Below are 25,014 nucleotides of genomic sequence, written 5' to 3'. Positions count from 1 at the left end.
GACGCCCACAGAGCCATCTAGCTCGCGGCCGGGCAGGCGGGGTCGCCGCAGTCCTCGTCGACGCTGAGGCCTGGCTTGTTCAGGTCGTGCTCGAACGCGAAGTGGAAGCACTCGGGGTGCATGCGCTCGAACAGTTCGAAGTCCTCGCGGTCCAGTTCGACGGGCTCGCCGCACCGCTGACACGTCTGCTCGTCTGACACAGGCCCCATCGTCTCACCCGCGCCGCGCGAAGATGACGGCTCCGTCCGTGCCCAGCAGCCACTGGGCTTCGACGGCGAACCCCGCCGACCGCAACCACTCCACCACCCGCTCGGGCCGTCGCAGATGCACGTGCACCCGCATCGGATGCCCGCCGTACCCCTGCGTCTTCAGGTTCGTCCGGTCACCGACGTGGAAACCGAGCACCAGCAACCCGTCCGGCTGCAGCGCCTCGTGGAAGTGCCCGAGGACCACGGGCACCTCGTCGTCCGGGATGTGGATCAACGACCACCACGCGAGGATCCCGGCCACCTTCACGCCGAGCGGCTCGGTCATCGACCCGACCTCGAACCGGATCCCGGGGTGGTTGCGCCGCGCCAGTTCGATCATCGCGGGGGAGAGGTCGATCCCGGTCACGTCCACCCCGAGGCCGTGCAGGAGCGCCGCGACCTCCCCGGGCCCGCAGCCGACGTCCGCCACGGGTCCGCGCACCTGTTCCGCGAACAACCTCAGTGCTGCCCGGACGTACGGCAGTTCGGCGAGTAGCCCGCGCGTGTAGTCGGCATAGCTGACCGCGACGGTGTCGTACGAGTCCCGCGTGTCGGCGAGCCAGTCACTCACTGAACGGCTCCGGCCGGTGCCGTCCGAACAACGCCAGCGCGGCGATCCAGGTGTCCGGGTCGCCGTCCCAGTCGAGCGCCTTGATCTGGTCCGCGGACCGCCGCCCGCCGATCGCCCGCATCAGCTCGAACGACGTCGTCCGCAACGTCCCCTCCGGCTCGCCGTGCCCGAGCACCCGGTCGCCGTGCTCCAGCGTGATCCGCAACGCCGGCACCTCGTTGTCCCGCATCCGCTGATCCAGCTGCTGCAACGGCTTCGTCAACGCCGCACGGACCGCGACGCCGTCACGGTCACCCGGAACTCCCACTGCCGCGCGGAGGTCGTGCTCGTGCTGCACCACCTCCGCGATCAGCACGGACCCCATGGGCGTGTCGAACAGCGGCTCGGCCAGCGCGCGGTTCGCCTCCCACTCGGCGAACGCGTCGTCGAGGGAGTTGTCGCGGCGGTCGCGGACCTGCCGCTCACCCCACTCGCCCGACTCGACGCCGTCGAACCGGCGGTCCACGAAATCACGCAGACCGCCGGCCAGATGCGCCACGACATCCTTGACCGACCAGCCCGGGGTCGCCGCCACGGGCGTGTGCGGGTCCGCGCCGTCGACCAGCTCGGTGATCCGCTGTTTGGTCGCGTCGTAGATGGGGGCGTTGGTCATCGTCAGACCTCGTACTCCAGGGTGTAGGTGCCGCTGCCATCCTCCGCCCAGTCGACCGTCGCCGCACCTTTCGCCCCCGCGTACGCGCCGGTGCCGTCCAGGATCTCGATCGTGCCCTCGACGGCGGCCCGGTACGAGCCGACGTGCCGCAGGATGATGGTGCCCCCGTCCGCGACGATCTCCTCCAGCGCGGTCGTCCACGCCACGTCGTCGCCGTACGACATGAGGTAGCGGCAGTTCCCGACTCCGCTTACGTCGCCGGCGTAGGAGAACTGGACGTGCGCCTCGGTGAGCTTGCGCCCCTCGACCTCCTTGTAGGAGCGGCCGTCCCACGTGTTCTCGTCCCAGCTCTTCACTTCGATGGTTCCGGTTGCCTTCATGTGGACCACTCTGCTGGCAGATCCTGACAGTTCGTGTCAGGTTTAACTCATGAAGTCCAGCCGGCTCATCCAGGTCCTCCTGCTCCTCCAGTCGAGAGGCCGGATGACCGCGGACGAACTGGCTGCCGAGCTGGAGGTCTCGCCGCGCACGATCTACCGCGACATCGACGCGTTGAGTGCGGCCGGCATCCCGATCTACGCCGACCGCGGCCCGACCGGCGGCTACCAGCTGATCGACGGCTACCGCACCCGGCTGACCGGCCTGACCAGCTCCGAAGCCCAGTCGTTGTTCCTCGCCGGACTCCCGGGACCGGCCGAGGAGCTGGGCCTCAAGGAGTTCGCCGCCGCCGCTCAGCTCAAGCTCCTGGCCGCGCTCCCGACCGAGCTCAGGTCGCGGGCCGAGCAGATCCGCCAGCGCTTCCACCTCGACACCCCGACCTGGTTCCGCGGCGACGAACCCACCGAGCACCTCGCCACGATCGCCGACGCCGTCTGGGAGCAGCGGCGCGTGCGCATGACCTACCAGCGCTGGGGCAACCAGACGGTCGAGCGCGAGGTCGAGCCGTACGGACTCGTTCTGAAGGCGGGCACCTGGTACTTCGTCGGCAGCGGCCGCACCTACCGCGTCTCGCGAGTCCAGGAACTGCACGCTTCGGGTGACACCTTCGAGCGGCCGCGCGACTTCGACCTGGCTCAGTTCTGGGCCGAGTGGTCCGAGGAGTTCGAGGCGCGCATGTACGGCGAGCGCATCACGGTCCGCATGACCCGGGCAGGCCTCGACAAGTCCCAGTACCTGCTCCGCGGCTACCAGGCGCGTGTGATCAGACAGCTTGCGCCGGCGCCAGGCGAGGAGTTCGGTTTCCCGACCGAGTCCACTCGGCACGCACTGCCTGACCTGCTCAAATTCGGCGCCGACGTCGAGGTGATCGCTCCAAACGAGTTGAGACGCGAAATCATGGCCGCAATCAAGGCGATGCACGACGTCTACAACGATGCGAAGCTACCCGCATGGTTCCGCTGATCTCGTTGAACAACGGAGTACGGATCCCTCAACTCGGCTTCGGCGTCTTCCAGGTGCCGGAGGACCAGGTGGCCGGTGCGGTCACGACCGCGATCGAAGCCGGCTACCGCAGCATCGACACGGCGGCCGCCTACCACAACGAGACCGGGGTCGGCGACGCGATCGCCGGCGTCCCCGACCTGTTCGTCACGACCAAGCTGTGGAACTCCGACCAGGGCTACGACTCGACGCTGCGCGCGTTCGACGCGAGCATGTCGAGGTTGCGACGTGACGTGCTCGACCTCTACCTCATCCACTGGCCCGTACCGTCCCGCGACCTGTACGCGGAGACGTGGCGTGCTCTGGAGCAGCTCTACGCCGACGGCCGGGTCCGGGCGATCGGCGTCTCGAACTTCCAGCAGCGCCACCTGCAGAGGCTGCTCGACGAGTTCCCGACGGTTCCGGCGGTGAACCAGATCGAGCTGCACCCGTTGCTGCAGCAGGACGAGATGCGCAAGGTCCACAGTGCACACAAGATCGTCACCGAGGCGTGGTCGCCGCTGGCCCAGGGCGCTCTGCTGCGTGATTCCGACATCACCGCGCTCGCCGAGAAGTACGCCAAGACCCCGGCTCAGATCGTGCTGCGCTGGCACGTCCAGCTCGGCAACGTGGTGATCCCGAAGTCCGTCACGCCGTACCGGATCAAGGAGAACATCGACATCTTCGACTTCGAGCTGGCACAGGACGACATGACCGTGATCGCCGAGCTCGACAACGGCACCCGCACCGGCCCCGATCCCGACCGCTTCAACGCCGCTTGAGCAGTTCCTCTACTCGGTCCGCCGCTTTCGCCGCGCCACCGGCCGCCTTGATCTGCCGCCCCAGCTCCTGGGCGCGCTCTCGGTGGCGCGGCTCCTCCAGCACCTGATCGACGGCTTCCCGGAGCTTCGTCGGGTTTCGTCGTGTGACTGCGGCTCCTGCTCGTGCCACGCGCTTGGCCACCTGCGCCTTGTCCAGCTGTCCCGGCACGACGACCATCGGCACGCCCGCCTCCAGCGCCGCCAGCACGCCGCCCCACCCGCCGTTGGTGATCATCACGTCGGTTCGCGGCAGCAGCAGGTCGTGCGGGATGAACTCGGCCGCACGCACGTTGTCCGGCAACGTCCCCAAGGTTTCTGCCGGCGCGCCTCCGGTCGTGACGACGACCAGGGCGTCGTGCTCTTCCAGCGCCTTCATCGCGGGCTTGAGCAGGTCGTCCGCGCCGGTCTCCAGCGTCCCCTGCGTCACGTGCACGACAGTCCTGCCGTCCAGTTCCGGCCACCAGTCGGGAACATCGCTTCTGGTGGTGGCGCCGATCAACCGCCCGACGAACTGCGTCTGGGGTGGAGGTTGAACGGTCTCCAGCTCTCCTGTGCCTTGTGCCAGCAGGAGTTCCGGCGAGTAGAAGGCCTCCAGCGCGCCTTTCTTCGGCGCCAGGCCCACTTCCGCGCGCATGCGGTTGAACATCCCGTCGGCGATCAGCCCCGACACGGCTCGCACCAGCGGGCGGCTGGCGACCAGCGGCGTCACCGCGACCGTCGCCCACGGCACGTTCCTCGTTTCCGCGGCCATCGCGGCCCCGAACGCCAGATGATCCGTGACCACCAGGTCGAACTCTGCTTCCAGGACGTCTTTCGCCTGTGCCGCACCGGTTCCGACCAGCACGTCGCGGATGTTCGCGAAGTTCGCTTTGACGCCCTTGCCGTCACCGATGGCCGGAAAGGTCTTGTTGAGCTCGGCGTCGTCGAAGTCCTTCGTCCAGGGCAGGTGCTCGGCGCCCTCGAACCTGTGCCGGTACTTGGCGCCGGTGTACGCGATGACGTGGTGGCCGCGCTGGACGAGTTCGTGCGACACCGCCGCCATCGCGCCCACGTGCCCCGCGAAGGGCATCGACGCCACCAAGATGCGTTCCCCCATGCAAGAAGCAACGACCCGCGTTGCCACGTGGTTCCCCTGCGCGGCCACTGCAGCGTGGTTCCCCTATGGCCGCGCACCACACACACGACTCTGGCCGGGTTCCCCCAGTTTCAATTCTAGGGTGCGGGTCTGACAGCCCTCAGGCCTTCGTCGACAGCACCTGTCCGAGCGCCGCGTCGACTCCGTCCGGGTTCTCCACCACGGACACCGAGCCGCCGGTCGTCTGCGCGATGTCGTTCAGCGCGTCCTTGTCGACCTCGGAGCCGATCGCGATGAAGCTGACCGCCAGGTCCTTGCCGTGCAGCCGGCTCTTCAGCGTCGCCAGGTCGATCCCGCCGTCCGAGGCACCGTCGGTGATCACCACGACCCGGTTGACCCGCCCGGCCACGAACCCGTCGTGCGCCGTCTCGTAGCAGGCCGCCAGCGAGGTGTAGAGCTGCGAGCCGTCAGACGTCTTGAGCCCGTCGATCGACTTGCGCAGCCCCTCGCGCTTCTCCGCCACCGGCCCGGTGCCGACGAGCTGCTTGTAGGGCTTGGAACCGTCCAGGTCGCGCGCGAACTCCCAGAGCCCGAACGACCCGGACACCGATCTGTCGACCTGGCCGCGCAACGCGGCCTTCACCTTGTCCAGCCGGGGTTTCATCGACGTCGACACGTCCGCGAGCACCGTCACGACCTGCCCGCCGCGGTCCGCGGAAGCCCACGCCGACGAGATCTGCTGCGTCGTCACCGCGTCGGCCGCCACCAGGTTCTCGGTGACCGCGGCCCACGACACACCGGGGGAGGGCGACGGACGGTCCTGAGTGGACGAGACCCGCAAACCACCGGCAGCCAGGATCTTCTCCTGCGCCGGGTCCGTCATGAACTCGCGGAACGCCTGCGCCGCACGCACTTCCGCCTCGCCGACCTCAGGGCCGCCCAAGGCGATGTACGGGAAGTCCGCCACCGGCGTCGGTCCGACCGGGAGCACGCCCACGAGCGGCTTCGACGGCGCTTCCTTGCCGGTGTTGTGCTTGTAGAGGTCCACTTCGGACACCGGCGTGACGCTGAAGCCCGCCGCGTTCACCGTCGCGCTGTCTCCCAGGCGCGCCAACGCCTCCCGCGTCGTCCCCGGCACTTCCGGCGGTACGGCGGCGGCGAGCTTCGACAACGCCGCCTTCGACGCCTCGGATCCGAGCGACGCAGCCGTCACCGGCCCCTTGCCGCCCGCCAGAGCGGACTGGATCGCCAGCGCGGAAGCCGTGTTCGCGGCCGGATCCGGCATGGCGACGCTGAACCGTCCCCACGACTGGCCGAACTTGCTCCAGTCCGTCACCTCCGGCAGGTCCGACCAGCGGAAGTCCTTCAGCACGGGCGCGGCCGCCTCGGGCGCCGCGAGCAGCATCGGCGAGGTGCCGACGGACTTCGGCGCCGCCCCGACGAGCTTCGCGTTCAACGCGGTCAGCCGGTTCGCCCACAACGTCGAGTCGGGCAGCCACGCGTGCGGCCGCCCGCCGAGCTTCCCCGAGTCCCACGACGTCGTGAGCCCCTCCAGCACCGCGGACGAGTCCGCAGAGGTGACCTCGACGGCGATGCAGTGGTCGTACACAACGGGCCGCGTGGCGCTCCATGCGCGCGCGACATCAGCCACGGACTCGGCAACGCTCGGCGTCGCCGCGACGCGCAGCACCGAGTTGCCCTCGCTGCAGTTCTGCGCCAACGCCCTGGCACGACTGTCGAGCACACCGCCGGCCCACGACCAAGCGAGCCAGCCGAGGCTGATCAGCACGACGAACACGACGATGAGCACGGGCCACTTGGCGATCCCGCGCCGCACCCTCGCCCGCAGCGCGCGGTGTCGAGACATCGATCCCTCACAACTACTCAGCGGCCCCCGACGACCGCCAATCACGCTAACAGGTGAACTTCGTCAGCGAAGTGAAGTCACTGCATGTATCGACTGGCAAACGAACACGAGCCGTTCTCGCAACGACCGCGCCCGCTCAGCGAACGCGGCCTGCCTCCGAACGTACTCCGCCCGCCCGTCGGGGGTCTCGATCGGCACCGGTGAGTACCCCAGCCCTGCCAGGTCGTACGGAGAGGCCTGCATGTCGAGTTCGCGCACGTCAGCGGCCAGTTCGAAGCAGTCGGCGACCAGGTCCGACGGCGTCGCGGGCTCCAGCTTGTACGCCCACTTGAACAGGTCCATGTTCGCGTGCAGGCACCCCGGCTGCTCGTTCGCGACCTGCTCCTCCCGCGTGGGCTGCAGGGTGTTGCGAGGCCGCGCGGGCTGCGTGAAGAACCTGAAGGCGTCGAAGTGCCCGCACTGGATCCGGCTCGCCTCCACCACGGCGTCCGTCCCGTCGCTGCCGAGCCGCAGCGGCCACGCGTTGTGCCTGACCTCCTCAGGCTGCTGCCGGTAGACCATCGCCCACTCGTGCAACCCGAAGCACCCGAGCCGCGCCGGCCTGCTCAGCGTCGCCGTGAGCAGGGCTTCGACGAACTCCAGCGTCTTCTCGCGCTGCCGGGTGAAGCTCTCCACGTCGAGCGTGACGCCGTCCACCGTGGCCTTGTAGTGCGGAAACTCCAGGTACTCGGCAGCGTCCTCGAGCACGACACCCGGCCCTGGATGCCACCGTTCGAGCCGCACGGGCCGATGGCTGTAGTACGTGAAGAGGAAGTCCATGACGGGGTGCTTCTCTTTGCGAAGCTTCCGCTCCTGGTGCGGCCCGGTGAACCGGCGCATGCGCGCGATGTGCGCCTCGCGCAATTCATGCCATTCGGCTCGTTCCAGGACCTCCACGAGCGATTACCGTACGCGCATGGCGAAGAGCGATGCCTCCACGGTCGAGGAGTACCTGGCCGAACTGCCTGATGAGCGGCGTGCCGAGGTCAGCGCTGTGCGCGACGTCATTCTCGCCAACCTGCCCGACGGTTACGTCGAGCAAATGGACTGGGGCCTGATCACCTACGCCGTGCCGCTGGAGGTGAGCGGCCCGACGTACAACAAGAAGCCGCTCATGTACGCCGCCCTCGCGGCCCAGAAGAACTACTACGCCGTCTACCTGACCACGGTGATGGAGGAGTTCGAGGAGTCGTTCCGCACCAGGTGGGCCGCCACCGGCAAGAAGCTCGACATGGGCAAGGCCTGCGTCCGCTTCAAGCGCTCCGCGGACCTGGCCCTCGACGTCATCGCCGACGAGGTGGCACGCCTGCAGGTCCCGCAGTTCCTCGACTGGCACGAGGAGAGCAGGGCTAAAGCGGCGGTACGAGCCCGTTGAACGTCCGCGCGCCGCTGCAGTGCGGGCACTCCCGCCCGTTGTCCACGGTCCGCGGCGCGCCCCCGATGATCGCGAGCGTGGGCGCCGCGATGTAGCTCGCCCCTCCGCACAGGTGACACACCGTGCGCGGCTCAGGGGTGACGGCGAAGAGGTCGTCGGCGTCTTCCTCGTCCTCGAAGTCGTCGTCCTCGGCGAACTCGTCCTCGTCGTCCTCGCTCATGCTGCACAACCTAGTGGGTCGGCTGAGCAGCGCGGGTGAGCGACTCCGGCGACACTTCCTCGCCGCAATGCGCGCACACGACGCGTGGGTGCAGCACGTGGCCGCAAGAGTGCTGGAACACCTGCGGGGGCGGCCCCTCGGTCACGTACTGATCGCCCCACTCCCTGAGCATCAGCAGCACGTTGTGGAGAGCGCGGCCCGAATCGGTCAGGTGGTACTCGTGCCGCGGCGGGTGCGACGAGTACTGCACCTTCTCCAGCACGCCAGCGCTGACCAGCTTCTTCAGCCGCGCGGCCAGCACGTCGCGGGAGGCGCCGGTGTTCGCGGCGATCTGGTCGAACCGGGTGTTGCCGAAGAAGACCTCGCGCAACGCCAGCAGCGACCAGCGTTCGCCGACGACCTCCAGCGCGTTCGCGATCGAACAGCTTCGAGGGGTCATGTGACCATCGTATCAGTGAGTTGGCAAATCAAACTCACCGCGCTAACGTGAGTTGGGAAAGCCAACTTAGGAGGTAGCGATGGACTTCGGCACTGCGACCGTGTTAGTCACCGGCGCCAACCGCGGGCTTGGCCGGGCGTTCGCCCAGGAGCTCGCGAAGAGGGGCGCGAAGGTCTACGCCGGGGCGCGCAACCCGGCGTCCGTTGTGGACGAAGGCGTCATCCCGGTCCAGCTCGACGTGACCGACGACGCGTCGGTGCAAGCCGCGGCCAAGCAGCTCGGTGACGTCTCGATCGTCATCAACAACGCCGGCGTGCTCCTCGCGGGCGAGGACGTTGACAGCATCCGGGCAGAATTCGAGGTCAACTTCTTCGGGATCGTCCGCACGACCGACGCGTTCGCACCCATTCTGAAAGCCAATGGCGGCGGCGCGATCGTCAACGTGCTGAGCGTCCTGTCGTTCATCGGCCGCCCGGCCTTCCGCGGTTACGCGGCGTCCAAGTCGGCCGGCTGGTCGCTGACGAACTCGACGCGGGAAGCGTTGCGGGAGCAGGGAACTCAGGTCATCGCCGTGCACGCGGGGTTCATCGACACGGACATGGCGTCGATCGTCGACGCACCCAAGATCTCGCCGGAGGACGTCGTTTCCCAAGTGCTGCAAGCGATTGAGAACGGTGATGACGAAGTGCTCGCGGACGAGCGCACTCGTTCGGTGAAGGCCGCACTGGCCTCTTGAGACGGTCTCCTCTGCACATATGAGGCCATCTCGGAACTAGGTGTTCCCCCCGAGCGCCCGGCGTAGGTTTCCGCCGCATCCAACCGCCGCGGAAGCGTTCTCACGCTCGCATCCGCCTGGGGCGCTTAGGGGAACAGCGATGCTCAACAGACGAAGTGTGCTCGCCGCGGGAGGCGTCGCGGCCGGAGTTCTCGGTGTGCCGCAACTGCTCGCGCCTGCCGAGGGGCACGAGGACTCGACGCACAGCGAGCACGCGAAGGCGTTCGTGGAGTCGAAGACCTTCACCGGCACAAAACCGGAGATAGTGCCGTGGACACGCGCGATGCCCGTGCCACCCGTGCTCAAACCGGTGGTGTCCACGGCGAAGCAGGAGATCTACCAGCTCTCGATCGAAAGAACGACAGCGGAGATCCTGCCAGGCCTGAAGTCGCCGGTCATGGGCTTCGGCGGTCAGTTCGTCGGCCCGACGATCAGGGCGAAGACAGGCCGCAAGACGCTGATCATGTTCCACAACGAGCTGGACGAGGCCGCCAACGTCCACCTGCACGGCGGCCATGTCGCACCCGAGCACGACGGCCACCCGAAGGACGTCATCGAACCCGGCCGCACCCGCCTCTACCTCTACCCGAACTCCCAGCAGGGCACGACCCTCTGGTACCACGACCACAGTCACGGCACCGAAGCCGCGCACGTCTACTTGGGACTGCACGGCGCCTACGTGATCGAGGACGACTCCGAACGCGCGCTGAACCTGCCGTCCGGCGCCTACGACGTCCCGATCCTGTTGCGCGACATCCAGTTCGACGACAGCGGCAACATCGTGGTCTTCGACGACCCGTCCAAGCGCACGGTGGTGCTCGCCAACGGCGTCCCGCAGCCCTACTTCGAGGTCGCCGCCCGCAAGTACCGGTTCCGCCTGGTCAACTCCGCCAACCAGCGCGTCTTCCACCTCAAGCTGTCCGGCGACAAGTTCACCCGCATCGGGTCCGACGGCGGTCTGCTCGCCGGCACGCTGGAACAGGACGAACTCGTCCTCTCCTCGGCCGAACGCTCCGACATCGTCATCGACTTCTCCAAGCACCCGGTGGGATCGCACGTCGTGCTCACCGACTCAGTGGCAGGCGAGATCCTCCGCTTCGACGTGGTCCGCCGAGCCTCGGACTCCAGCCGCGTGCCCGCCAAGCTGCGCCCGTTGCCCGCGATGCCCTACTCCACCGTGGACCGCGTGGTCGACCTGGCGTTCTTCTTCAAGCCCAACGACCGCCCGGACGGCACGATCAACGGCAAGGTCTTCGACATGGACCGCGTCGACTTCACGATCAAACGCGGCACCACCGAGACGTGGCTGATCAAGAGCTCCGACCCGACCGGCGTCAAGCACAACTTCCACCTGCACCTGGTCCAGTTCCGCGTGCTGGAGCGCAACGGCGGCCCGCCACTGCCCGGCGACGCGGGCCTCAAGGACACGATCCCGATCACCGCCGGTGAGACGGTGAAGGTGCAGGCCACGTTCACCGGCTACACCGGCCGCTACGTCTACCACTGCCACTTCCTCGAACACTCGTGGATCGGCATGATGGCGCAGCTCGAAATCGTCCCCTAGTCCTGCTTTTTCAGCTCCCACACCACGTCCACCCCGACGCGGTTGCCGATCGCGGGCTCGCGCGGCGGTGTGCGGCGGTCGATCTCGGTGAACCCGAGGCGCCGCGGCACACCGCTGCTCGCGAGGTTGGCCGCGTCGTGCCAGATCTGGACCCTGCGCACCCCGTCGAGCCGGAACGCGAACTCGACCAGTTCCGCGGCCGCTTTCGTGGCCAGACCACGTCCGGTGTGCGCGGGATGCAGCCAGTAGCCGATCTCCACGAGGTCGTGATCCGTGCGGTCCGCGGTGATCACACCGGCGATCGCGCCGTCGACGGTGATCGCGTGGTGGAACATCGTCCCGCGCTCCCAGGTGCTCACCGCCATGACGAGGAACCCGGCGGCGGCCTCCGCGTCGTAGTCGACGTGCGCCCACGGCATCCACGGCCGCAGGTGCGCGAGCGACTCCCGAACGACCCGCAGCAACTCCGCCGCGTCGGCCTCACTCAGCTTCCGAAGCTCCATAGTTCACTTTGTAGCGCAGGTGCGTGACGCCGACGCCCTCGATCACCGAGAGCGGCCCCTCCAGGGCGAAACGCTTGCCCGGCGCGAAGAACGGCGTGCCCCCGCCGAGCACCACCGGCACCAGGTCGAGCCAGATCTCGTCGACCAGGCCGGCGTCGATCGCCTGTCGGGCGATCTCGCCGCCGTTGAGCCCGACGGTCTTGTCCGCGGCGTGCTTCTGCGCCACCGCGACGGCTTCCTCGATGCCGCCGCTGACGAACGAGAAGTGCTCGGTGTTCTCCAACGGCCGATGAGTGAGCACGACGGTGTGCACGCCCAACGGGTGTTGGCCGCCCCAGCCGTTCGTGTGGTCGTAGAGCTTGCGGCCGACGACGAGCGCGCCGGCGCCTTCGATGTACGCGCTGAGATAGGCGGCGCTGCCGGGCGTCAGCTTGAACGTGTGCGCCCCGGTCGGCGCCGGGACCTCCACGTCTCCCGTGGTGTGCCAGCGGAACAGCTGGTCGAAGCCCGACTGGTCGGGGCCGGAGATGTAGCCGTCGATCGACGTGCTGGCGCCTGCGTAGACCTTGCCCATTGCTGCCTCCTGTGTGTGTCCGTCACCCATAGGTCGAACCAGGCGACACGGATTTCGACAGGGCTTGCCGGGCACATACCGGCCCTGGACAGAAGGCACAGCTTTCAGCCGATCGGGTCCGGCAGCAGGGTCACCTCGTACCCGCAGTCGAGGACATCACCGGTGGCGGGGTCGCGCAGCTCGACGTGCCACTTCGACGCGAACTGCTCCACGCCGTGGTGCATCGGGATGGTGCCGGACAGCAGGACGGTGCCGGGCTTGAGCAGGCCCAGTTCGCGCAGCTGGTCCACCCAGTACTGCGGGGTGAGCAGCTCGGTGAGGGTGCCTTCGGCCTGGCCACCTGCTACGACGTCCGCTTCCCGGAACTCTTCCGCGCTCTCGCCGACACCGCCCCGGTCATCCTGCTCGGCGCCTCCTGGGGTGCGGGCCCGGGCAAAGCCGACCAGTGGGACCTGCTGACCCGCGCCCGAGCCCTGGACGCGACCTCCTGGGTCCTCGCCTGCGGCCAGGCCGATCCGGATGCCGACCACGGTTCCGCCCCAACGGGAATCGGCCGCAGCGCCGTGATCGACCCGCTCGGCACCGTCCGCCGGCAACTCGACGGCGCACCGGGCACAATCCTGTCCGATGTGGACATTCCGCTGGTCGACGAGGCCCGCGCGATGCTCCCGGTCCTGGCCAACCGGAGGCTCTAGATGCGCGAGGAACACGAGTTCTTCCCGGTCGACGCTCTCGACTGGAGCCCGGCCGGCCCCGGCGTGGCCGAGCGAATCCTCAGCCGCGACCCGGAATCCGCGACCCTGACGAGAATCGCGCGCTGGCAACCGGGCCTGGAGACCTCAGACGTGATCCGCCACGACTACCACGAGGAGGTCTACCTCCTGGAGGGCGACCTGACCGACCTGACGCTGGGCAAAACGTTCGGCCCCGGCCACTTCGCCAGCCGTCGCCCAGGCATGCCCCACGGTCCATACCGGACGGACAAGGGCTGCGTCATGCTGGAAATCCGCACGGATCACCGCTGACTCGCCCCGATGTCGAACACGGCCGGCGACTTCCGGCACGCGTTCCGGTACACGTGCCACGCGATCACCAGGTCCTGCATCGGCATCCCGGCCGGGCTGTACACGGTGACCTGGTCCGCGTGCGTCCGTCCAGGATGTTCACCCCGCAGCACCGCGCCGATCGTCGTGTCCGCCTCCACGTGCGCGAGCCCGGGATCGTCCACCACGACCAGCGCCTCCGCCAGCAACTCGGAGGCCAGCTCGGCCTTGCCGGGCTCGTCCGCGCCGAGGCTCGTGATGTGAGTGCCGGCTGGGACGTGGTGCAGCACAGGCTCGCGCGACCACGTGGCCATCAGGACGATCTCGCCGTCAGGTGCGTCTGCCGTCCGGATCCCCCGTCCTGACGCCCAGGCGGCGAAACTCGAAGCGGCGGCAGGGTTCGTGTCCCGCACCTGGACCGAGTCGATCGGCCGCAGTGCCGCCAGGGCCTCCAGCTGTGCACGGCCCTGGGCACCGGCCCCGATCACGGTGACCGCGCGGGCTTCCGGACGTGCCAGCAGGTGCGCGCCCAACGCCCCGCCCAGCCCGGTGCGCAGGGCGGTGAGCGGGGCGCTGTCGATCAGGGCCAGCAGGTCACCGGTCGCCAGGTCGTGCAGGCAGATGACGCCGGTGATGGCGGGGGAGCGGTTCGGGTTCTTGGCGTGCACCTTCACCGTGTAGGCGGGGATGCCCGCCGCCAGGCCCGGTACCAGGACCATGGCCGTCACGTCCGGGGTCACCTGCGCACGCACCCGCTGACCGGGAGCCGTCGGCCCGGCCCGGAGTGCGTTCGCCAGCTCGTCGGCCAGACGAGGCAGGTCGACCTCGGCGTCCCCTGCACCCACCACGATCGTCATGCCGCTAGACCCAGCGGACGTGGGTGCCGTCGCGCACCGTGCCCACGTACTCCTCGACCAGGTCCTCCAAGGCCACCACACCGAACACCGAACCGTCAGCCGAGACCGCGCGCGCGAGGTGCGACTGCGCGCGGCGCAAGGCGGTGAGAGCCTCGTCCAGGCGAGCGTCCACCGGCACCTCTGGCAGGCCGCGCACCCGAGCGCGCGGCACCGAGGTGGCCGCGCCTTCCAGGTCCAGCACGTCCTTGACGTGCAGATACCCGATCAGCCCGGCATCCGACAGCACCGGGAACCGCGAGAACCCGGTAGCGGCGACGGCGGCCTCGATCTCGCCCACGGTCGGCGATGCCGAGACGGTGGTCAGCCGGTCCAGAGGCACTAAAACATCAGCCACCGTGCGCTCGGTCGAAGACAACGTCTGCGCCAGCCGGCGGTGCTCCGAGTCCTCCAGCAAGCCCTCCGACCGCGACTGGCCGATCAGCAACGCCAGTTCATCGGGCGTGTAGGCCGACTCCAGTTCCTCGACCGGCTCCACACCGAAGCGGCGCAGCACCCACCGGCCGGCGAGGGTGAACAGCGCGAGAGCAGGCGCGATCATCCGCGAGAAGCCGTAGTGCACCGGCACCAGCCACACCGCGGCCCGCTCCGGACCGGCGATCGCGAGGTTCTTCGGCACCATCTCGCCGAGGATCGTGTGCAGCGCGACGACGATGACCAAGGCCACCGCGAACGCCACACCGTGCACCACGGCCAGAGGCAGCCCAACAGCACCGAGGGGCCCCTCCAGCACCGACGCCAAAGCAGGCTCGGCGATCGCACCCAGACCCAACGAGCACAGCGTGATGCCCAGCTGGGCGCCCGCGATCAGCAACGGCAGCTGCTGCGACGCCTTGATCGCAGTGCGGGCGCGCGCGGAACCCTTGTCCGCCAGGGCTTCCAGGCGGTCACGGCGTGCGGTGATCACGGCGAACTCTGCACCGACGAAGAACGCGTTGCCCGCCAGCAACAAGATCACGATCAGGAAGTTCACGACGACACCACCCGCAGCTCGGCCACGCGGTGGCGGTCCATCCTCATCACGGTCACCCTCCAGCCGTCGACGCGGATCTCGTCGCCGACGTCCGGAATGCGCCCCAGCCGGGACAGGACCAAGCCGGCCAGGGTCTCGTAGTCACCTTCCGGCATGTGGAACCCGGTCGCCTCGGCCACCTCGTCGTCGCGCAGCAGGCCGGACACGAGCCAGCTGTCCTTGCCGAGCGACCGCACCGGCGGCGCCTCGCCCCGGTCGTGCTCGTCGCGCACGTCGCCGACGATCTCCTCGACGACGTCCTCGAGCGTCACCATGCCGGCCGTGCCGCCGTACTCGTCCACGACCAGCGCCGTTTGCAAGCCGGAGGCCCGCAGCCGGTCCAGCAGCGCGTCGCCCTCCAGCGTCTCCGGCACCGAATACACGGGCCGCGTCAGAGCCGAGAGAGGAGTCGTCCCGCGCAGAGCGGCAGGCACGGCGAACGCCTGCTTGACGTGCACGATGCCGCGCACCTCGTCCAACGACCCGTCGTGCACCGGGAAGCGCGAGAACCCGGTCTCGCGAGCCTTCGACACCAGATCCAGCACCGTGGCGTCCGCGCGCAGGGCCTCGACGTGCACACGCGGCGTCATCAGCTCGCCGGCCGTCCGATCGCCGAACCGCAACGACCGGTCCAGCAACACCGCGGTGCTCTGGTCGAGAGTCCCGTGCTCGGCCGACGTCCGCACCAGCGCACCCAGCTCCTCGGGCGACCTGGCGGAGGCCAGCTCCTCGACCGGCTCCACGCCCAAGCGCCGGACCAGCCAGTTCGCCGAGTTGTTCATCCAGTTGATCAACCAGCGGAACACCGTGGAGAACGCCGCCTGAATGCCGACGACCAGCCGCGCGGTCTCCAGCGGCTTCGCGATCGCGAGGTTCTTCGGCACCAGCTCCCCGAAGATCATCGACAACGCCGTGGCGATCGCCAGAGCCAGGGCCAGCGACAACCAACCGGCGACGGTGTGCGGCACGCCCACCGATGTGAGCCCCGGCTCGATCAGTGCGGCGATCGCGGGCTCCGCGATGTAACCGGTGATCAGCGTGGTCAACGTGATCGCGAGCTGTGCGCCGGAGAGCTGGAACGACAACGTGCGGTGGGCGCGGTCGATCGTCCGCGCCTTCGTGTCACCGACCTCGGCGACGTGCCGCTCGACCGTGCTGCGTTCCAGCGCGGTCAGCGAGAACTCCGCCGCCACCGCGATGAAGGTGCCCGCGGTCAGCGCCACGACGGCGAGCAGACCGAGCACGCTCAGAAGTATTCCGGTCACCTGCGCGCTCCCCGGAAAACGTGGGCGCAGCTAGGGACCGGGTTGGTATGCCAGCCAGGGCCAGACCCCATGGGGACGGCTCAACTCCTCGTGACTAAGTACGTGTACAGCCAGATGAGTCTAATTGTGAGCAGTCGAGGCCCTGAGCACCACCTCGCCCGCCACACGGACAGTGCGGGCCTCGTCACCACCGGCGTCCAGAACCAGGCCCGCCGCGATCTCGCCCATCTCCTCCAGCGGCAGCCGCACGGTCGACAGAGCGGGCACGGTGTCGCGCAAAGTGGGAATGTCGTCGAACCCCGCGATCGACATGTCCTCAGGCACCCGCACACCACGTTCCCGCAGCGCAGCCATGGCGCCCATCGCCATCACGTCGGTCACGGCGAACACGCAGGTGGTGCGCGACTTCGACGCCAGCAGCTCCAAAGCAGCCTCGTACCCGCCGTCACGCGTGAACGCCCCGTTGATCACCACGGGCGGTGCGACGCCGGCGTCGGCGAGCCCGGCCTTGAACCCCGCGAGCCGATCACGAGCCACCACGAGCTCCGAAGGTCCACCCAATACGGCGAACTTCTTGTGCCCGAGCTCGGCCAGCGAGCGAGCCAGCGCACGCCCTCCCGCACGGTTGCCGGGAACGACGGTGTCGGTTCCGAGCTTCGCCTGCGACACGCACGCGACCCGCCCGCCCTGCTCGGTGAACGCGTCGATCTCGGCAGCCAGCCGCGCCTGCGACGCACGATCAGTCGTCCGCGAACCGGCCAGCACCACCGCACGCGCCCGATGCGCACGCAAAGTGGAAAGCAGCTCCACCTCGCGCTCGGGCCGGCGACCGGTCGTGCCGAGCACGACGACGAGCCCCGCCTCCTCGGCCACCCGCGTCACACCCGCCGCGATGCACGAGAAGTACGGGTCGGTGATGTCGTGCACCACCAGGCCGACGAGCGAACTGGAGTTGCGGGCCAGCGCCTGCGCGGACGCGTTCGGCACGTAACCGAGCTGCTCCGCGGTGCGCAGGACGCGGTCGCTCAGCTCCTCGCTGACCTGCCGCGTGCTGCCGTTGAGCACGCGCGAAGCGGTCGCCAGCGACACACCCGCCTGCTTGGCCACCTCGGCGAGCGTCACCTGTCGTGCGGACACGACCACCTCCGTCAACGTGCATGTGAGCGCTGAGACTAACTCGCGCGGAGGTTGACGGCCGTCAAGCGCCGCTATTAGCGTGGCGGGAAAGCGCTTTCCAGCGCTGCTACCAGGGAGGTGTGATGGCGGTTCGGACCATCGGAGTGGCGGTCAACGGCGTCACCGGGCGGATGGGATATCGCCAGCACCTGGTCCGGTCCCTCCTCCCGCTGCGCGAAGAAGGCGTGCGCTTGCCGGACGGGACTGTGATCAAGGTCGAACCCGTGCTCGTGGGCCGCAACGCCGACAAGCTCAAGGAGATCGCGGAACGACACGACCTCGCGCGCTGGACCACGGACCTCGACGCGGCGCTCGCGGACCCGTCCGTGGAGATCTACTTCGACTCGCAGGTCACGTCCAGGCACGTCGAGTCGATCACCAAGGCCATCGAGGCCGGCAAGCACATCTACACCGAGAAGCCGGTCAGCGAGACCGTCGAGGAAGCGCTCCAGCTGGCCGCGCTCGCCGACGCGAAGGGCGTGAAACACGGCGTCGTCGCGGACAAGCTCTACCTGCCCGGCATCCGCAAGCTCAAGCGGCTGATCGACGGCGGTTTCTTCGGCCGGATCCTCAGCGTGCGCGGGGAGTTCGGCTACTGGGTCTTCGAGGGCGACTGGCAGCCCGCGCAACGCCCGAGCTGGAACTACCGGGCGGAGGACGGCGGCGGCATCGTCAGCGACATGTTCTGCCACTGGAGCTACCTGCTGCACAACCTCTTCGGCCGTGTCGAAGCGGTCACGGCGAAGGCCGTCACGCACATTCCAACCCGCTGGGACGAGCAGGACACCGCGTACGCGGCCACGGCAGATGACGCCGCCTACGGCATCTTCGAGATCGAAAACGGTGTCATCGCCCAGATCAACTCGTCGTGGTGCGTGCGGGTGCGCCGTGACGAGCTCGTCGAGTTCCAAGTGGACGGCACCGAGGGGAGTGCGGTCGCGGGGCTGCGCGAATGTTTCGTGCAGCCCCGCGCCGTCACGCCGAAGCCGGTCTGGAACCCGGACCTGCCGGTCACGCACCCGTTCCGCGACCAGTGGCAGCAGGTGCCGGACAACGAGGACTTCGACAACGGCTTCAAGGTGCAGTGGGCGGAGTTCCTGCGGCACGTCTACCAGGGCACGCCGTTCCCGCACGACTTCCGCGCGGGTGCACGAGGTGTCGCGCTGGCCGCAGCCGGACTCCAGTCCTCTTCGGAGGGTCGCCGGGTGGAGATCGCCGATGTCTAGCCAAGATCAATGTGATCGCATCGTGTTCGCGGCAGCACACGTTGTGGCGAAGGACGAGCGCACGGTCGACTGGGACGCGACGCTGAAGTTCCGGCACCACCTCTGGGAGCACGGCCTGGGCGTCGCGGAAGCCATGGACACCGCGCAACGCGGCATGGGCCTCGACTGGCCGACCGCCGCCGAGCTGATCCGCCGCAGCGCCGCCGAGAAGACCGGCCGGATCTGCGCGGGCGTCGCCACTGACCACCTCACCGGCGAGGCCGGCCTCGACGACGTGCTCAAGGCGTACCTGGAGCAACTTGACGTCGTGCAGGAAGCGGGCGCGCAGCCCGTGCTGATGTGCTCACGCCAGCTCGCGGCCACCGCGAAGAGCGCTGAGGACTACGAGAAGGTCTACGGGACGTTGCTGGACAGCGTCAGCGAACCGGTGATCCTGCACTGGCTCGGCACCGCGTTCGACCCGGCGCTGCAGGGCTACTGGGGCGCGGAGGAGGTCGACCAGGCCACGGACAACTTCCTGGCGATCATCGCGGCCCGCCCCGACAAGGTCGACGGCGTGAAGGTGTCGTTGCTCGACGCCGACCACGAGATCGGGCTGCGGCGCAGGCTTCCGGCTGGAGTCCGCTGCTACACCGGCGACGACTTCAACTACCCGGACCTGATCGCGGGCGACTCGGAGGGGTACAGCCACGCGTTGCTCGGCATCTTCGACCCGATCGCACCGGTGGCCGCGAAAGCGCTCTCAAAGCTCGCGGAAGGTGACACCGACGAGTTCCACCGGATCATGGCGCCGACGGTTCCGCTGTCACGCCACCTGTTCAGCACGCCGACCTATTACTACAAGACCGGTGTGGTGTTCCTGGCGTGGCTGGCCGGGCACCAGGAACAGTTCCTGCTGCTCGACGGCCTGGAAACCGCCCGCAGCGTCGAGCACCTGGCCGAGGCGAAACGGCTCGCGGAGATCGCGGGCGTGATTGAACCGGAGTTCGCGGAACGGCGGTGGCAGCAATGGCTCGCCTCTCGCTGAACCAGGCGACGATCAAGCGCGCTTCCGTCGTCGAAACGGTTGACGGGTGTGCGCGGCACGGCATCGAAGCGGTTGGCCTGTGGCGTGAACCGGTGGCGGACCAGGGACTCGCACGGTCGGCCAAGATCGTCCGCGACGCAGGACTACGTGTGTCGTCGTTGTGCCGCGGTGGATTTCTGACGGCGCTCGACAACCGCGCGGCTTTGGACGACAACCGGCGCGCGATCGAGGAAGCCGCGGCGCTGGGCACCGACACGCTGGTGATGGTCGTCGGTGGCGTGGCAGGTGACAAGGACCTCATCGGCGCACGTCAGCGCGTCGCGGACGCGATCGCGGAGCTGTCCGTCGAGGCAAAGGCCGCCGGGGTCGTGCTCGCTCTGGAACCGATGCACCCGGTGTTCTGCGCGGACCGCGGCGTGCTGTCGACGTTGGCGCAGGCGCTGGACATCGCGGAGAAGCACGAGTCGGTCGGCGTCGTCGTGGACGCTCTCCACGTGTGGTGGGACCCGGATCTCGACGCGCAGATCGCGCGGGCGGGTTCGTCGATCGCCTCGTACCAGGTGTGCGACTGGCTCACGCCGGTGCCGGCGGACGTGTTGCTGGGCCGCGGTTATCCGGGAGATGGCGACATCGATCTCGACCGGCTGACCAGGCACGTCGCCGCGACGGGCTATTCAGGGGACATCGAAGTGGAGATCTTCAACGCCGACATCTGGGCGGCGGACTTCGACGAGGTGATCGGGGAGGTTTCGCGGCGGTACCACTCCATTGTGGAACCGGCGCTCTGACCAACGCGGGGAAGCCGGTCGTCGACGGCGGCGACGACCGACCCCGGCGTTGGTATGTATATATCCGAAAACCAGAGGTCTTTGGTCCAGTTTTCAGATAAATCTCAGGAATCAGCCGCCGTTGAAGAACCTGTAAACCTTTGCACGGTGTTTCGGCTTCGTGGTCGTGATCTTGATGACGGCGTCGAACATCGACCGGCCGAGCTCGGCGCGAGCTGCGACAGCGGGGTGCGTGGTGCTGAAGTCCTGGTCGTTCTGCGCCTTGTCACCGGCGAACGCGCCGGACGCGAACATCGAGTAGATCAAGATTGCCCGATTGTCCTCGCTGAACATGATTCCGGCCTCGTTTCGGCCGTCCTCGAACCAGCCGGCCTTCGTCGCGACGCGCAGCCGCTCGTTGGTCGTGAGGTTCAGCCGCACGCCGTCGGTGAAGCTCGCCGTCGCCCGCAGGATGTTCAACAGGTACGCCGTGGACGCCGCGGACAGCAGCTGCCCGTCGACCAGTTTCGCCAGCAACGTGTGCATCTCGCGTGCCGTCGTGGTGCCGAGGAAGAACCGGTTCGGGTTCGCGACCGGCACGACCTGCGTGTGCACGAAACCCTTGTCCCGCAGGATCTGGTTCAGCTCGAGCGCCGGCACGACCAGGCCGCACAGGCGGACCGCGGTGTTGTCGGAGACCGTCAGCAGGTTCGCGAGAGCGTGACCAACCGTGACCTTGCTCGGGTAGGCCCCGTCGAGCGCGAAGATGCCGTCGGTGTCCTGGATGACGATGGCCTCGGTGACGTCGACCTGATCCGTGAGCTTGATCAGTCCGCGGTCGACCTTGTCCATCACCGCCACCGCGACCGCGATCTTGTTCACGCTGTAGGCCTCGACGACCTTGTCCGCGTCCTCGTCGACGGCGGACTTCGTGTTGCCGTCGAGGTCGGCCACCGTGATGAAGGACGACCAGGTGCCGCGGGCTTTTCTGACCTGCCTGCGGTAGACCTGCGCCACGCGCTTGCGTGACCTCTCCGCGGTGGTCGGGAAGCGTTCGATCTCGACCTCCGCGTCTTCCTGCGCCTGTGCTGCCGCACCATTGGAGCCGAGCACGGCCGTCGCGGCCGCGACGGTTCCCAGCCCGAACACGGACCTGCGGTTCAAAGTCATGCGCAACATCAAAACAGGCGCCCCTGACAGATCTCTGACTAGGGTTCCGATCATGGAAAACGTCTTCATGGTGACCGGCGCTTCCCGCGGCATCGGGGCGGCTACGGCGGCTTTGGCGGCTGACGCGGGGTATCGCGTGGTCAGGGCGTCACGCTCCGTCGAAGAATCTGTCGGTGACCGCGGCTGGGACGCGAAATGTGACGTTTCCTCATGGGATTCCGTGCAGGAACTCATGTCGCGAGTGGAGTCGCGGTGGGGCCGCATCGACGTCGTGTTCGCGAACGCGGGCGCCTCTGTGGACACTTCGTTCATATCGGACGCGGGCGCCGAACCCGCCGAGTGGACCGGCATGGTCGTCACGAACGTCTGCGGGCCCGCCTTCACCGCACGCGCGGCGATGCCCGCCCTGATGCGCTCGGGCGGGCACCTGGTGCTGACCGGCTCTGCGGCCGGACGAGGTGTGCGGCCGGGAAGCTTGTACTCGGCCACGAAATGGGCGATCACCGGGCTGGCGCAGGCGATCCGGGCCGAGGCGGTGGGCACCGGCGTGCGCGTGACCGTCGTCCAACCCGGACTCGTCGACACCGACGCGATTCCCGCCTCCAGGGCCGGCGATCCGAAGCTGCGACCGGAAGACGTTGGCAGGGCGGTGCTTTACGCGGTGTCGCAGCCGTCCACGGTGGACGTGAATGAGATCCTGATCCGGCCTACCGGGCAGGCTGCCCATCGCTGAGGGGGTTTCGCGTGGTCGTGTTGTTCGCGGTCGGTGGTGGCGGCGATCCGGAGCGTCACCGGCCGTTGCTGGATGCGTTGGCGGACCAGGGTTTGCAGGTCATCGCTCCCCGGTTCGACCGGCTGCTGCCTCAGGCCGCCACGGAGGAACTGCTGGTGCGACCGCGTGGGCTGCTCGAAGCGCTGGACGGCACCGAGGGCTCCGAGGTCGTCGTGATCGGCCATTCGATCGGTGCGTGGGCCGCGTTGTGCCTCGCGGGCGCGGTGCCGTGGGGACGTGACCGGCGGCCGATCGAAGTGCCCCGCTCGGACCGGATTTCCCGGCTCGTGCTGCTCGCGCCTGCCGCCGGGTGGTTCGGGGCTCCTGGCGCGTTGGACGCGGTCGACGTGCCGATGCTCGTCTTCGCGGGCACGGCCGACACCGTCACGCCGATGGCGCAGGCGGAGTTGTTGCGCAGTGCCGCGGGCCCGGTGGATCTGCGAGTCGTACCGGGCGCCGGGCACTTCAGCTTCCTGCACACGCTTCCGCCTGGTGTGGCGGAGGATCCGGCCTTCGACCGCGCGAAGTTCCTCGCCGAGATGGTCGAGGAGATCGTTCGGTTCGTCAGGCGCTGACCGCGGGCTTGCGGGGCACGATGTTGTGCCACAGGTTGAAGAGGTTGCCGGGGTCGTACTCGGCCTTGATCGCGGCCAGCCGGTCGTAGTTCTCCCTGCCGTAGCCGGCGACGACGCGGTCCGCTCCCTCGTCGCCGATGAAGTTGAGGTAGACCGCGCCGGTGGACCACGGTGCGAGCACGTCGCGGAGCCCATGCGCCCAGTCGCGGGCTCGCTGGTCATCCGCGGGGTTTTCCCACAGCCCCAACGGATGCGCGACCCAGGGTGTGTCGCGGTTGGCCATCGGCCAGTCGGCGGCGCCGCGGGCTACCGCGCCTCCCCAGGGGATCATGCCCTGCTGGGACGGCGACGGGGTGATCATCAGTTCGGAGGCGGCGCAGAACGCGCGCACTGCTTCGTCGGGCAGTGAGCGCAGGTACTCGGCGGACCAGTAGTTCCGGAAGCCGGGTGGATCGTCCAGCATGGACTGGAAGTGGGCGTAGGGGATGTCGGTCACGACCAACGCGCGCGGCTCCAGGGCGGCGAGCGGGGCGACGAGGCCGGGCAGGTCTTCCGCTTTGCCCATGTAGGTGACCAGAACGCCGCAGCAGAGCCGGCCGACGAGCTCCGCGGGCACGAATTCCTCCGGCGGCGCGGTCAGGTAGATCGCGCCGCCGCCGACCTCCTCTGGTGCCGTGCCGGCGAAGTCGCGATACGCGCGGACAGCGGCTTCGCCCTCCTCTGCGGGCCACAGCAGGAGTGCGAAGGAGAAGTCCGGCAGCGGGTGCAGCTGGAACGTGAACGACGTGGCCACGCCGAAGTTGCCGCCACCACCGTGCAACGCCCAGAACAGGTCGGTGTTCTCGGTCTCGCTCGCGGTCACCGTCCTTCCGTCGGCGAGCACCAGGTCGACGGCGAGCAGGTTGTCGCACGACAGCCCGCACTTGCGCTCGATCCAACCCGACCCGCCGCCCAGCGTCAGGCCGGCGACTCCCGTCGTGGAGACCCTGCCGCCGGTCGTGGCGGCACCGAACGGTTGCGCTGCTTGGTCGAACGCACTCCAGGTCGCTCCGCCGCCCACCACGGCGCTGCGGGCGTCGGGGGAGATCGAGACGGCGTTCATCCGGCGCATGTCCAGCACGAGCCCGTCCTGCACGAGGCTCGCGCCCGCGACGCTGTGACCACCGCTGCGCACCGCGACGGGCAGCCCGGCACGTTGCGCGAAAGCGAGTGCTTCCTGCACGTCGGCGGTGTGGTCGCACTGGGCGATGACCGCCGGTCTGGTCTCGATGGTGCTGTTGAAGACAGCTCTCGCGTCCTCATAGGACTGGTCTTGTGGCGTGTGCAGAGTGCCGGAGAAGGCGGCACGCAGGCTGTCCAGGTTGGTCATGGCGGAACCTCCACATGTGACTGGTGTCACACAGGGTGCGCCGCGATCGGCCTAGTCGCGCGTCCGGTAAGAACTCCCTAACACCTCGGAGAACCGCTGCAGCAGCGCTTTCAGCTGCGCTCGCTCCTCGTCGGTGTAGGCGTCGGCCAGTCTCTGCTCGACCGCGACGGCTCCCTGGTCGGCCTCGCGGAACTTCGCCTGCCCGGCCTCGGTCAGCCGGTTCTCCAGGACGTTGCGCTGCCAGTGGTGCGGCGTGCGTTCGACGAGCCCCAGCGCGACCAGGTTCTGCAGGATCGTCGTCATCGTCTGCGGCGTGACCAGGCACAACCGGGCGAGCTCCGCCGCGGGTGCGCCGGGGTGCTCGCTCAACGCCAGCAGCGCCGAGTACTGCGGCACGGTCAGGCCCGCCGGCTTCACCGCGGCCGCCTTCGCGGCCATCAGGTCCTGCTCGGCGCGCTTGATGTCACCGCCGATCCGATCACCGCTGCGCATCCGTTCATCGTAGGAGTGTGGTAAGAGTATGGATAGTTATCAGAACCCTGATAGCTGTCAGTGC

General features: G+C 68.5%; 31 protein-coding genes. 12 read left to right on the top strand and 19 right to left on the bottom strand.

Annotated elements, in window-relative coordinates; all coding sequences use genetic code 11:
* Nucleotides 1–17 precede the first annotated feature (17 nt).
* Genes UK23_RS27630 through UK23_RS27615 form a run of 4 tightly spaced genes read right to left on the bottom strand, consistent with a single transcriptional unit; the run spans nucleotide 18 to nucleotide 1,851 of the window.
* On the bottom strand, nucleotides 18–209 hold the full coding sequence (locus UK23_RS27630) for a hypothetical protein (RefSeq protein ID WP_156213431.1): 192 nt from the start codon (nucleotides 207–209) through the stop codon (nucleotides 18–20).
* Nucleotides 210–213: 4 nt separating this feature from the next.
* Entirely contained in the window at nucleotides 214–819 is a 606-nt protein-coding gene (locus tag UK23_RS27625) for a class I SAM-dependent DNA methyltransferase (protein ID WP_045314569.1), read from the bottom strand.
* Nucleotides 812–1,471 carry a maleylpyruvate isomerase family mycothiol-dependent enzyme gene (locus UK23_RS27620; protein ID WP_045314568.1) on the bottom strand — a complete coding sequence of 220 codons (660 nt, stop codon included), beginning with the start codon at nucleotides 1,469–1,471 and terminating at the stop codon, nucleotides 812–814. The genes UK23_RS27625 and UK23_RS27620 overlap by 8 nt, the downstream gene beginning before the upstream one ends.
* A 2-nt stretch (nucleotides 1,472–1,473) precedes the next feature.
* On the bottom strand, nucleotides 1,474–1,851 hold the full coding sequence (locus UK23_RS27615) for a DUF3224 domain-containing protein (RefSeq protein WP_052685113.1): 378 nt from the start codon (nucleotides 1,849–1,851) through the stop codon (nucleotides 1,474–1,476).
* 49 nt (nucleotides 1,852–1,900) lie between these two features.
* On the opposite strand from UK23_RS27615, the gene UK23_RS27610 reads away from it, so the two are divergent.
* Nucleotides 1,901–2,872, top strand: a complete 972-nt coding sequence (locus UK23_RS27610; protein ID WP_045314567.1) for a helix-turn-helix transcriptional regulator — start codon at nucleotides 1,901–1,903, stop codon at nucleotides 2,870–2,872.
* Entirely contained in the window at nucleotides 2,860–3,672 is an 813-nt protein-coding gene (locus UK23_RS27605) for an aldo/keto reductase (protein ID WP_045314566.1), read from the top strand. Before UK23_RS27610 ends, UK23_RS27605 begins: the two co-directional genes overlap by 13 nt.
* Here the strand turns inward: UK23_RS27605 and UK23_RS27600 are convergent.
* From UK23_RS27600 to UK23_RS27590, 3 genes are all read right to left on the bottom strand, one after another.
* Nucleotides 3,659–4,807 (bottom strand): glycosyltransferase, encoded by a 1,149-nt coding sequence (locus UK23_RS27600; RefSeq protein WP_045314565.1) that lies wholly within the window; start codon nucleotides 4,805–4,807, stop codon nucleotides 3,659–3,661. The genes UK23_RS27605 and UK23_RS27600 overlap by 14 nt on opposite strands.
* Before the next feature lie 139 nt (nucleotides 4,808–4,946).
* Nucleotides 4,947–6,653 carry a substrate-binding domain-containing protein gene (locus UK23_RS27595; RefSeq protein WP_045314564.1) on the bottom strand — a complete coding sequence of 569 codons (1,707 nt, stop codon included), beginning with the start codon at nucleotides 6,651–6,653 and terminating at the stop codon, nucleotides 4,947–4,949.
* Nucleotides 6,654–6,716: 63 nt separating this feature from the next.
* Nucleotides 6,717–7,532, bottom strand: a complete 816-nt coding sequence (locus tag UK23_RS27590; RefSeq protein WP_231114703.1) for a 3-methyladenine DNA glycosylase — start codon at nucleotides 7,530–7,532, stop codon at nucleotides 6,717–6,719.
* A gap of 76 nt (nucleotides 7,533–7,608) precedes the next feature.
* On the opposite strand from UK23_RS27590, the gene UK23_RS27585 reads away from it, so the two are divergent.
* Entirely contained in the window at nucleotides 7,609–8,067 is a 459-nt protein-coding gene (locus tag UK23_RS27585) for a DUF1801 domain-containing protein (RefSeq protein ID WP_045314562.1), read from the top strand.
* On the opposite strand, the gene UK23_RS27580 is transcribed toward UK23_RS27585, so the two are convergent.
* Together UK23_RS27580 and UK23_RS27575 are read right to left on the bottom strand one after the other, a co-directional pair.
* On the bottom strand, nucleotides 8,042–8,287 hold the full coding sequence (locus UK23_RS27580; protein WP_045314561.1) for a hypothetical protein: 246 nt from the start codon (nucleotides 8,285–8,287) through the stop codon (nucleotides 8,042–8,044). The two genes, UK23_RS27585 and UK23_RS27580, sit on opposite strands and share 26 nt — an antisense overlap.
* Before the next feature lie 10 nt (nucleotides 8,288–8,297).
* Nucleotides 8,298–8,726 (bottom strand): winged helix-turn-helix transcriptional regulator, encoded by a 429-nt coding sequence (locus UK23_RS27575; RefSeq protein ID WP_045314560.1) that lies wholly within the window; start codon nucleotides 8,724–8,726, stop codon nucleotides 8,298–8,300.
* 79 nt (nucleotides 8,727–8,805) lie between these two features.
* Here UK23_RS27575 and UK23_RS27570 point away from each other — a divergent pair, with 79 nt between their 5' ends.
* A complete protein-coding gene (locus UK23_RS27570) occupies nucleotides 8,806–9,462 on the top strand; it encodes an SDR family oxidoreductase (protein WP_045314559.1) in 657 nt (218 codons plus the stop codon).
* Nucleotides 9,463–9,601: 139 nt separating this feature from the next.
* Entirely contained in the window at nucleotides 9,602–11,065 is a 1,464-nt protein-coding gene (locus tag UK23_RS27565; RefSeq protein WP_045314558.1) for a multicopper oxidase family protein, read from the top strand.
* Here the strand turns inward: UK23_RS27565 and UK23_RS27560 are convergent.
* The 3 genes from UK23_RS27560 to UK23_RS54005 all read right to left on the bottom strand — a co-directional run bounded on the left by UK23_RS27560 (nucleotide 11,062) and on the right by UK23_RS54005 (nucleotide 12,432).
* Nucleotides 11,062–11,568: a GNAT family N-acetyltransferase gene (locus UK23_RS27560; protein ID WP_045314557.1), complete on the bottom strand. Its 507-nt coding sequence runs from the start codon at nucleotides 11,566–11,568 to the stop codon at nucleotides 11,062–11,064. The two genes, UK23_RS27565 and UK23_RS27560, sit on opposite strands and share 4 nt — an antisense overlap.
* Nucleotides 11,546–12,142 carry a dihydrofolate reductase family protein gene (locus tag UK23_RS27555; protein WP_045314556.1) on the bottom strand — a complete coding sequence of 199 codons (597 nt, stop codon included), beginning with the start codon at nucleotides 12,140–12,142 and terminating at the stop codon, nucleotides 11,546–11,548. Before UK23_RS27555 ends, UK23_RS27560 begins: the two co-directional genes overlap by 23 nt.
* Nucleotides 12,143–12,246: 104 nt before the next feature.
* Nucleotides 12,247–12,432, bottom strand: a complete 186-nt coding sequence (locus UK23_RS54005; protein WP_231114701.1) for a DUF2848 family protein — start codon at nucleotides 12,430–12,432, stop codon at nucleotides 12,247–12,249.
* Between UK23_RS54005 and UK23_RS54000 the strand changes: the two genes are divergently transcribed.
* Together UK23_RS54000 and UK23_RS27540 are read left to right on the top strand one after the other, a co-directional pair.
* Nucleotides 12,358–12,837 (top strand): nitrilase-related carbon-nitrogen hydrolase, encoded by a 480-nt coding sequence (locus tag UK23_RS54000; RefSeq protein WP_330770307.1) that lies wholly within the window; start codon nucleotides 12,358–12,360, stop codon nucleotides 12,835–12,837. The two genes, UK23_RS54005 and UK23_RS54000, sit on opposite strands and share 75 nt — an antisense overlap.
* Nucleotides 12,838–13,167, top strand: coding sequence for a cupin domain-containing protein (locus UK23_RS27540; RefSeq protein WP_045314555.1), 330 nt, complete (start codon nucleotides 12,838–12,840; stop codon nucleotides 13,165–13,167).
* On the opposite strand, the gene UK23_RS27535 is transcribed toward UK23_RS27540, so the two are convergent.
* From UK23_RS27535 to UK23_RS27520, 4 genes are all read right to left on the bottom strand, one after another.
* Entirely contained in the window at nucleotides 13,158–14,042 is an 885-nt protein-coding gene (locus tag UK23_RS27535; protein WP_045314554.1) for an ornithine cyclodeaminase family protein, read from the bottom strand. The two genes, UK23_RS27540 and UK23_RS27535, sit on opposite strands and share 10 nt — an antisense overlap.
* A 4-nt stretch (nucleotides 14,043–14,046) precedes the next feature.
* The gene (locus UK23_RS27530; RefSeq protein ID WP_045314553.1) at nucleotides 14,047–15,072 is read right to left on the bottom strand and encodes a hemolysin family protein; all 1,026 of its coding nucleotides are present in this window, start codon (nucleotides 15,070–15,072) and stop codon (nucleotides 14,047–14,049) included.
* Nucleotides 15,069–16,376: a hemolysin family protein gene (locus UK23_RS27525; protein WP_045314552.1), complete on the bottom strand. Its 1,308-nt coding sequence runs from the start codon at nucleotides 16,374–16,376 to the stop codon at nucleotides 15,069–15,071. The genes UK23_RS27530 and UK23_RS27525 overlap by 4 nt, the downstream gene beginning before the upstream one ends.
* A 120-nt stretch (nucleotides 16,377–16,496) precedes the next feature.
* Nucleotides 16,497–17,513, bottom strand: a complete 1,017-nt coding sequence (locus UK23_RS27520) for a LacI family DNA-binding transcriptional regulator (RefSeq protein ID WP_045314577.1) — start codon at nucleotides 17,511–17,513, stop codon at nucleotides 16,497–16,499.
* Between the two features lie 122 nt (nucleotides 17,514–17,635).
* Between UK23_RS27520 and UK23_RS27515 the strand changes: the two genes are divergently transcribed.
* The 3 genes from UK23_RS27515 to UK23_RS27505 are packed head-to-tail and all read left to right on the top strand — an operon-like array spanning nucleotide 17,636 to nucleotide 20,593.
* Nucleotides 17,636–18,778 carry a Gfo/Idh/MocA family protein gene (locus UK23_RS27515; protein WP_045314551.1) on the top strand — a complete coding sequence of 381 codons (1,143 nt, stop codon included), beginning with the start codon at nucleotides 17,636–17,638 and terminating at the stop codon, nucleotides 18,776–18,778.
* Nucleotides 18,779–18,800: 22 nt separating this feature from the next.
* Nucleotides 18,801–19,805 carry a dihydrodipicolinate synthase family protein gene (locus tag UK23_RS27510; protein WP_231114700.1) on the top strand — a complete coding sequence of 335 codons (1,005 nt, stop codon included), beginning with the start codon at nucleotides 18,801–18,803 and terminating at the stop codon, nucleotides 19,803–19,805.
* A complete protein-coding gene (locus tag UK23_RS27505; RefSeq protein ID WP_045314549.1) occupies nucleotides 19,787–20,593 on the top strand; it encodes a sugar phosphate isomerase/epimerase family protein in 807 nt (268 codons plus the stop codon). The genes UK23_RS27510 and UK23_RS27505 overlap by 19 nt, the downstream gene beginning before the upstream one ends.
* A gap of 111 nt (nucleotides 20,594–20,704) precedes the next feature.
* On the opposite strand, the gene UK23_RS27500 is transcribed toward UK23_RS27505, so the two are convergent.
* Nucleotides 20,705–21,742 (bottom strand): serine hydrolase, encoded by a 1,038-nt coding sequence (locus UK23_RS27500; protein ID WP_231114699.1) that lies wholly within the window; start codon nucleotides 21,740–21,742, stop codon nucleotides 20,705–20,707.
* Nucleotides 21,743–21,791: 49 nt separating this feature from the next.
* Here UK23_RS27500 and UK23_RS27495 point away from each other — a divergent pair, with 49 nt between their 5' ends.
* The gene (locus tag UK23_RS27495; protein WP_045314575.1) at nucleotides 21,792–22,475 is read left to right on the top strand and encodes an SDR family oxidoreductase; all 684 of its coding nucleotides are present in this window, start codon (nucleotides 21,792–21,794) and stop codon (nucleotides 22,473–22,475) included.
* 11 nt (nucleotides 22,476–22,486) lie between these two features.
* Complete coding sequence (locus UK23_RS27490) at nucleotides 22,487–23,089, top strand: alpha/beta hydrolase family protein (protein ID WP_052685110.1); 603 nt, start codon at nucleotides 22,487–22,489, stop codon at nucleotides 23,087–23,089.
* Here the strand turns inward: UK23_RS27490 and UK23_RS27485 are convergent.
* Together UK23_RS27485 and UK23_RS27480 are read right to left on the bottom strand one after the other, a co-directional pair.
* Complete coding sequence (locus tag UK23_RS27485) at nucleotides 23,079–24,458, bottom strand: FAD-binding oxidoreductase (protein WP_045314548.1); 1,380 nt, start codon at nucleotides 24,456–24,458, stop codon at nucleotides 23,079–23,081. The genes UK23_RS27490 and UK23_RS27485 overlap by 11 nt on opposite strands.
* A gap of 51 nt (nucleotides 24,459–24,509) precedes the next feature.
* Nucleotides 24,510–24,950 (bottom strand): MarR family winged helix-turn-helix transcriptional regulator, encoded by a 441-nt coding sequence (locus tag UK23_RS27480; RefSeq protein ID WP_045314547.1) that lies wholly within the window; start codon nucleotides 24,948–24,950, stop codon nucleotides 24,510–24,512.
* Nucleotides 24,951–25,014 lie beyond the last annotated feature (64 nt).

This window comes from Lentzea aerocolonigenes, assembly GCF_000955955.1.
GTDB classification, from domain to species: domain Bacteria; phylum Actinomycetota; class Actinomycetes; order Mycobacteriales; family Pseudonocardiaceae; genus Lentzea; species Lentzea aerocolonigenes_A.
The sequence above is the reverse complement of the archived record's forward strand: the minus strand, read 5'-3'. Positions and strand labels throughout refer to the sequence as shown.

Bases quoted from the DNA above. Each gene is read 5' to 3' on its own strand.
- UK23_RS27595 (WP_045314564.1), bottom strand. From the start codon at position 6,653: ATGTCTCGACACCGCGCGCTGCGGGCGAGGGTGCGGCGCGGGATCGCC.
- UK23_RS27560 (WP_045314557.1), bottom strand. From the start codon at position 11,568: ATGGAGCTTCGGAAGCTGAGTGAGGCCGACGCGGCGGAGTTGCTGCGG.
- UK23_RS27485 (WP_045314548.1), bottom strand. From the start codon at position 24,458: ATGACCAACCTGGACAGCCTGCGTGCCGCCTTCTCCGGCACTCTGCAC.
- UK23_RS27600 (WP_045314565.1), bottom strand. From the start codon at position 4,807: ATGGGGGAACGCATCTTGGTGGCGTCGATGCCCTTCGCGGGGCACGTG.
- UK23_RS27535 (WP_045314554.1), bottom strand. From the start codon at position 14,042: ATGACGATCGTGGTGGGTGCAGGGGACGCCGAGGTCGACCTGCCTCGT.
- UK23_RS27580 (WP_045314561.1), bottom strand. From the start codon at position 8,287: ATGAGCGAGGACGACGAGGACGAGTTCGCCGAGGACGACGACTTCGAG.
- UK23_RS27570 (WP_045314559.1), top strand. From the start codon at position 8,806: ATGGACTTCGGCACTGCGACCGTGTTAGTCACCGGCGCCAACCGCGGG.
- UK23_RS27540 (WP_045314555.1), top strand. From the start codon at position 12,838: ATGCGCGAGGAACACGAGTTCTTCCCGGTCGACGCTCTCGACTGGAGC.
- UK23_RS27615 (WP_052685113.1), bottom strand. From the start codon at position 1,851: ATGAAGGCAACCGGAACCATCGAAGTGAAGAGCTGGGACGAGAACACG.
- UK23_RS27575 (WP_045314560.1), bottom strand. From the start codon at position 8,726: ATGACCCCTCGAAGCTGTTCGATCGCGAACGCGCTGGAGGTCGTCGGC.
- UK23_RS27590 (WP_231114703.1), bottom strand. From the start codon at position 7,532: ATGCGCCGGTTCACCGGGCCGCACCAGGAGCGGAAGCTTCGCAAAGAG.
- UK23_RS27630 (WP_156213431.1), bottom strand. From the start codon at position 209: ATGGGGCCTGTGTCAGACGAGCAGACGTGTCAGCGGTGCGGCGAGCCC.
- UK23_RS27565 (WP_045314558.1), top strand. From the start codon at position 9,602: ATGCTCAACAGACGAAGTGTGCTCGCCGCGGGAGGCGTCGCGGCCGGA.
- UK23_RS27620 (WP_045314568.1), bottom strand. From the start codon at position 1,471: ATGACCAACGCCCCCATCTACGACGCGACCAAACAGCGGATCACCGAG.
- UK23_RS27480 (WP_045314547.1), bottom strand. From the start codon at position 24,950: ATGCGCAGCGGTGATCGGATCGGCGGTGACATCAAGCGCGCCGAGCAG.
- UK23_RS27500 (WP_231114699.1), bottom strand. From the start codon at position 21,742: ATGACTTTGAACCGCAGGTCCGTGTTCGGGCTGGGAACCGTCGCGGCC.
- UK23_RS27610 (WP_045314567.1), top strand. From the start codon at position 1,901: ATGAAGTCCAGCCGGCTCATCCAGGTCCTCCTGCTCCTCCAGTCGAGA.
- UK23_RS27505 (WP_045314549.1), top strand. From the start codon at position 19,787: ATGGCTCGCCTCTCGCTGAACCAGGCGACGATCAAGCGCGCTTCCGTC.
- UK23_RS27515 (WP_045314551.1), top strand. From the start codon at position 17,636: ATGGCGGTTCGGACCATCGGAGTGGCGGTCAACGGCGTCACCGGGCGG.
- UK23_RS27555 (WP_045314556.1), bottom strand. From the start codon at position 12,142: ATGGGCAAGGTCTACGCAGGCGCCAGCACGTCGATCGACGGCTACATC.
- UK23_RS27585 (WP_045314562.1), top strand. From the start codon at position 7,609: ATGGCGAAGAGCGATGCCTCCACGGTCGAGGAGTACCTGGCCGAACTG.
- UK23_RS27605 (WP_045314566.1), top strand. From the start codon at position 2,860: ATGGTTCCGCTGATCTCGTTGAACAACGGAGTACGGATCCCTCAACTC.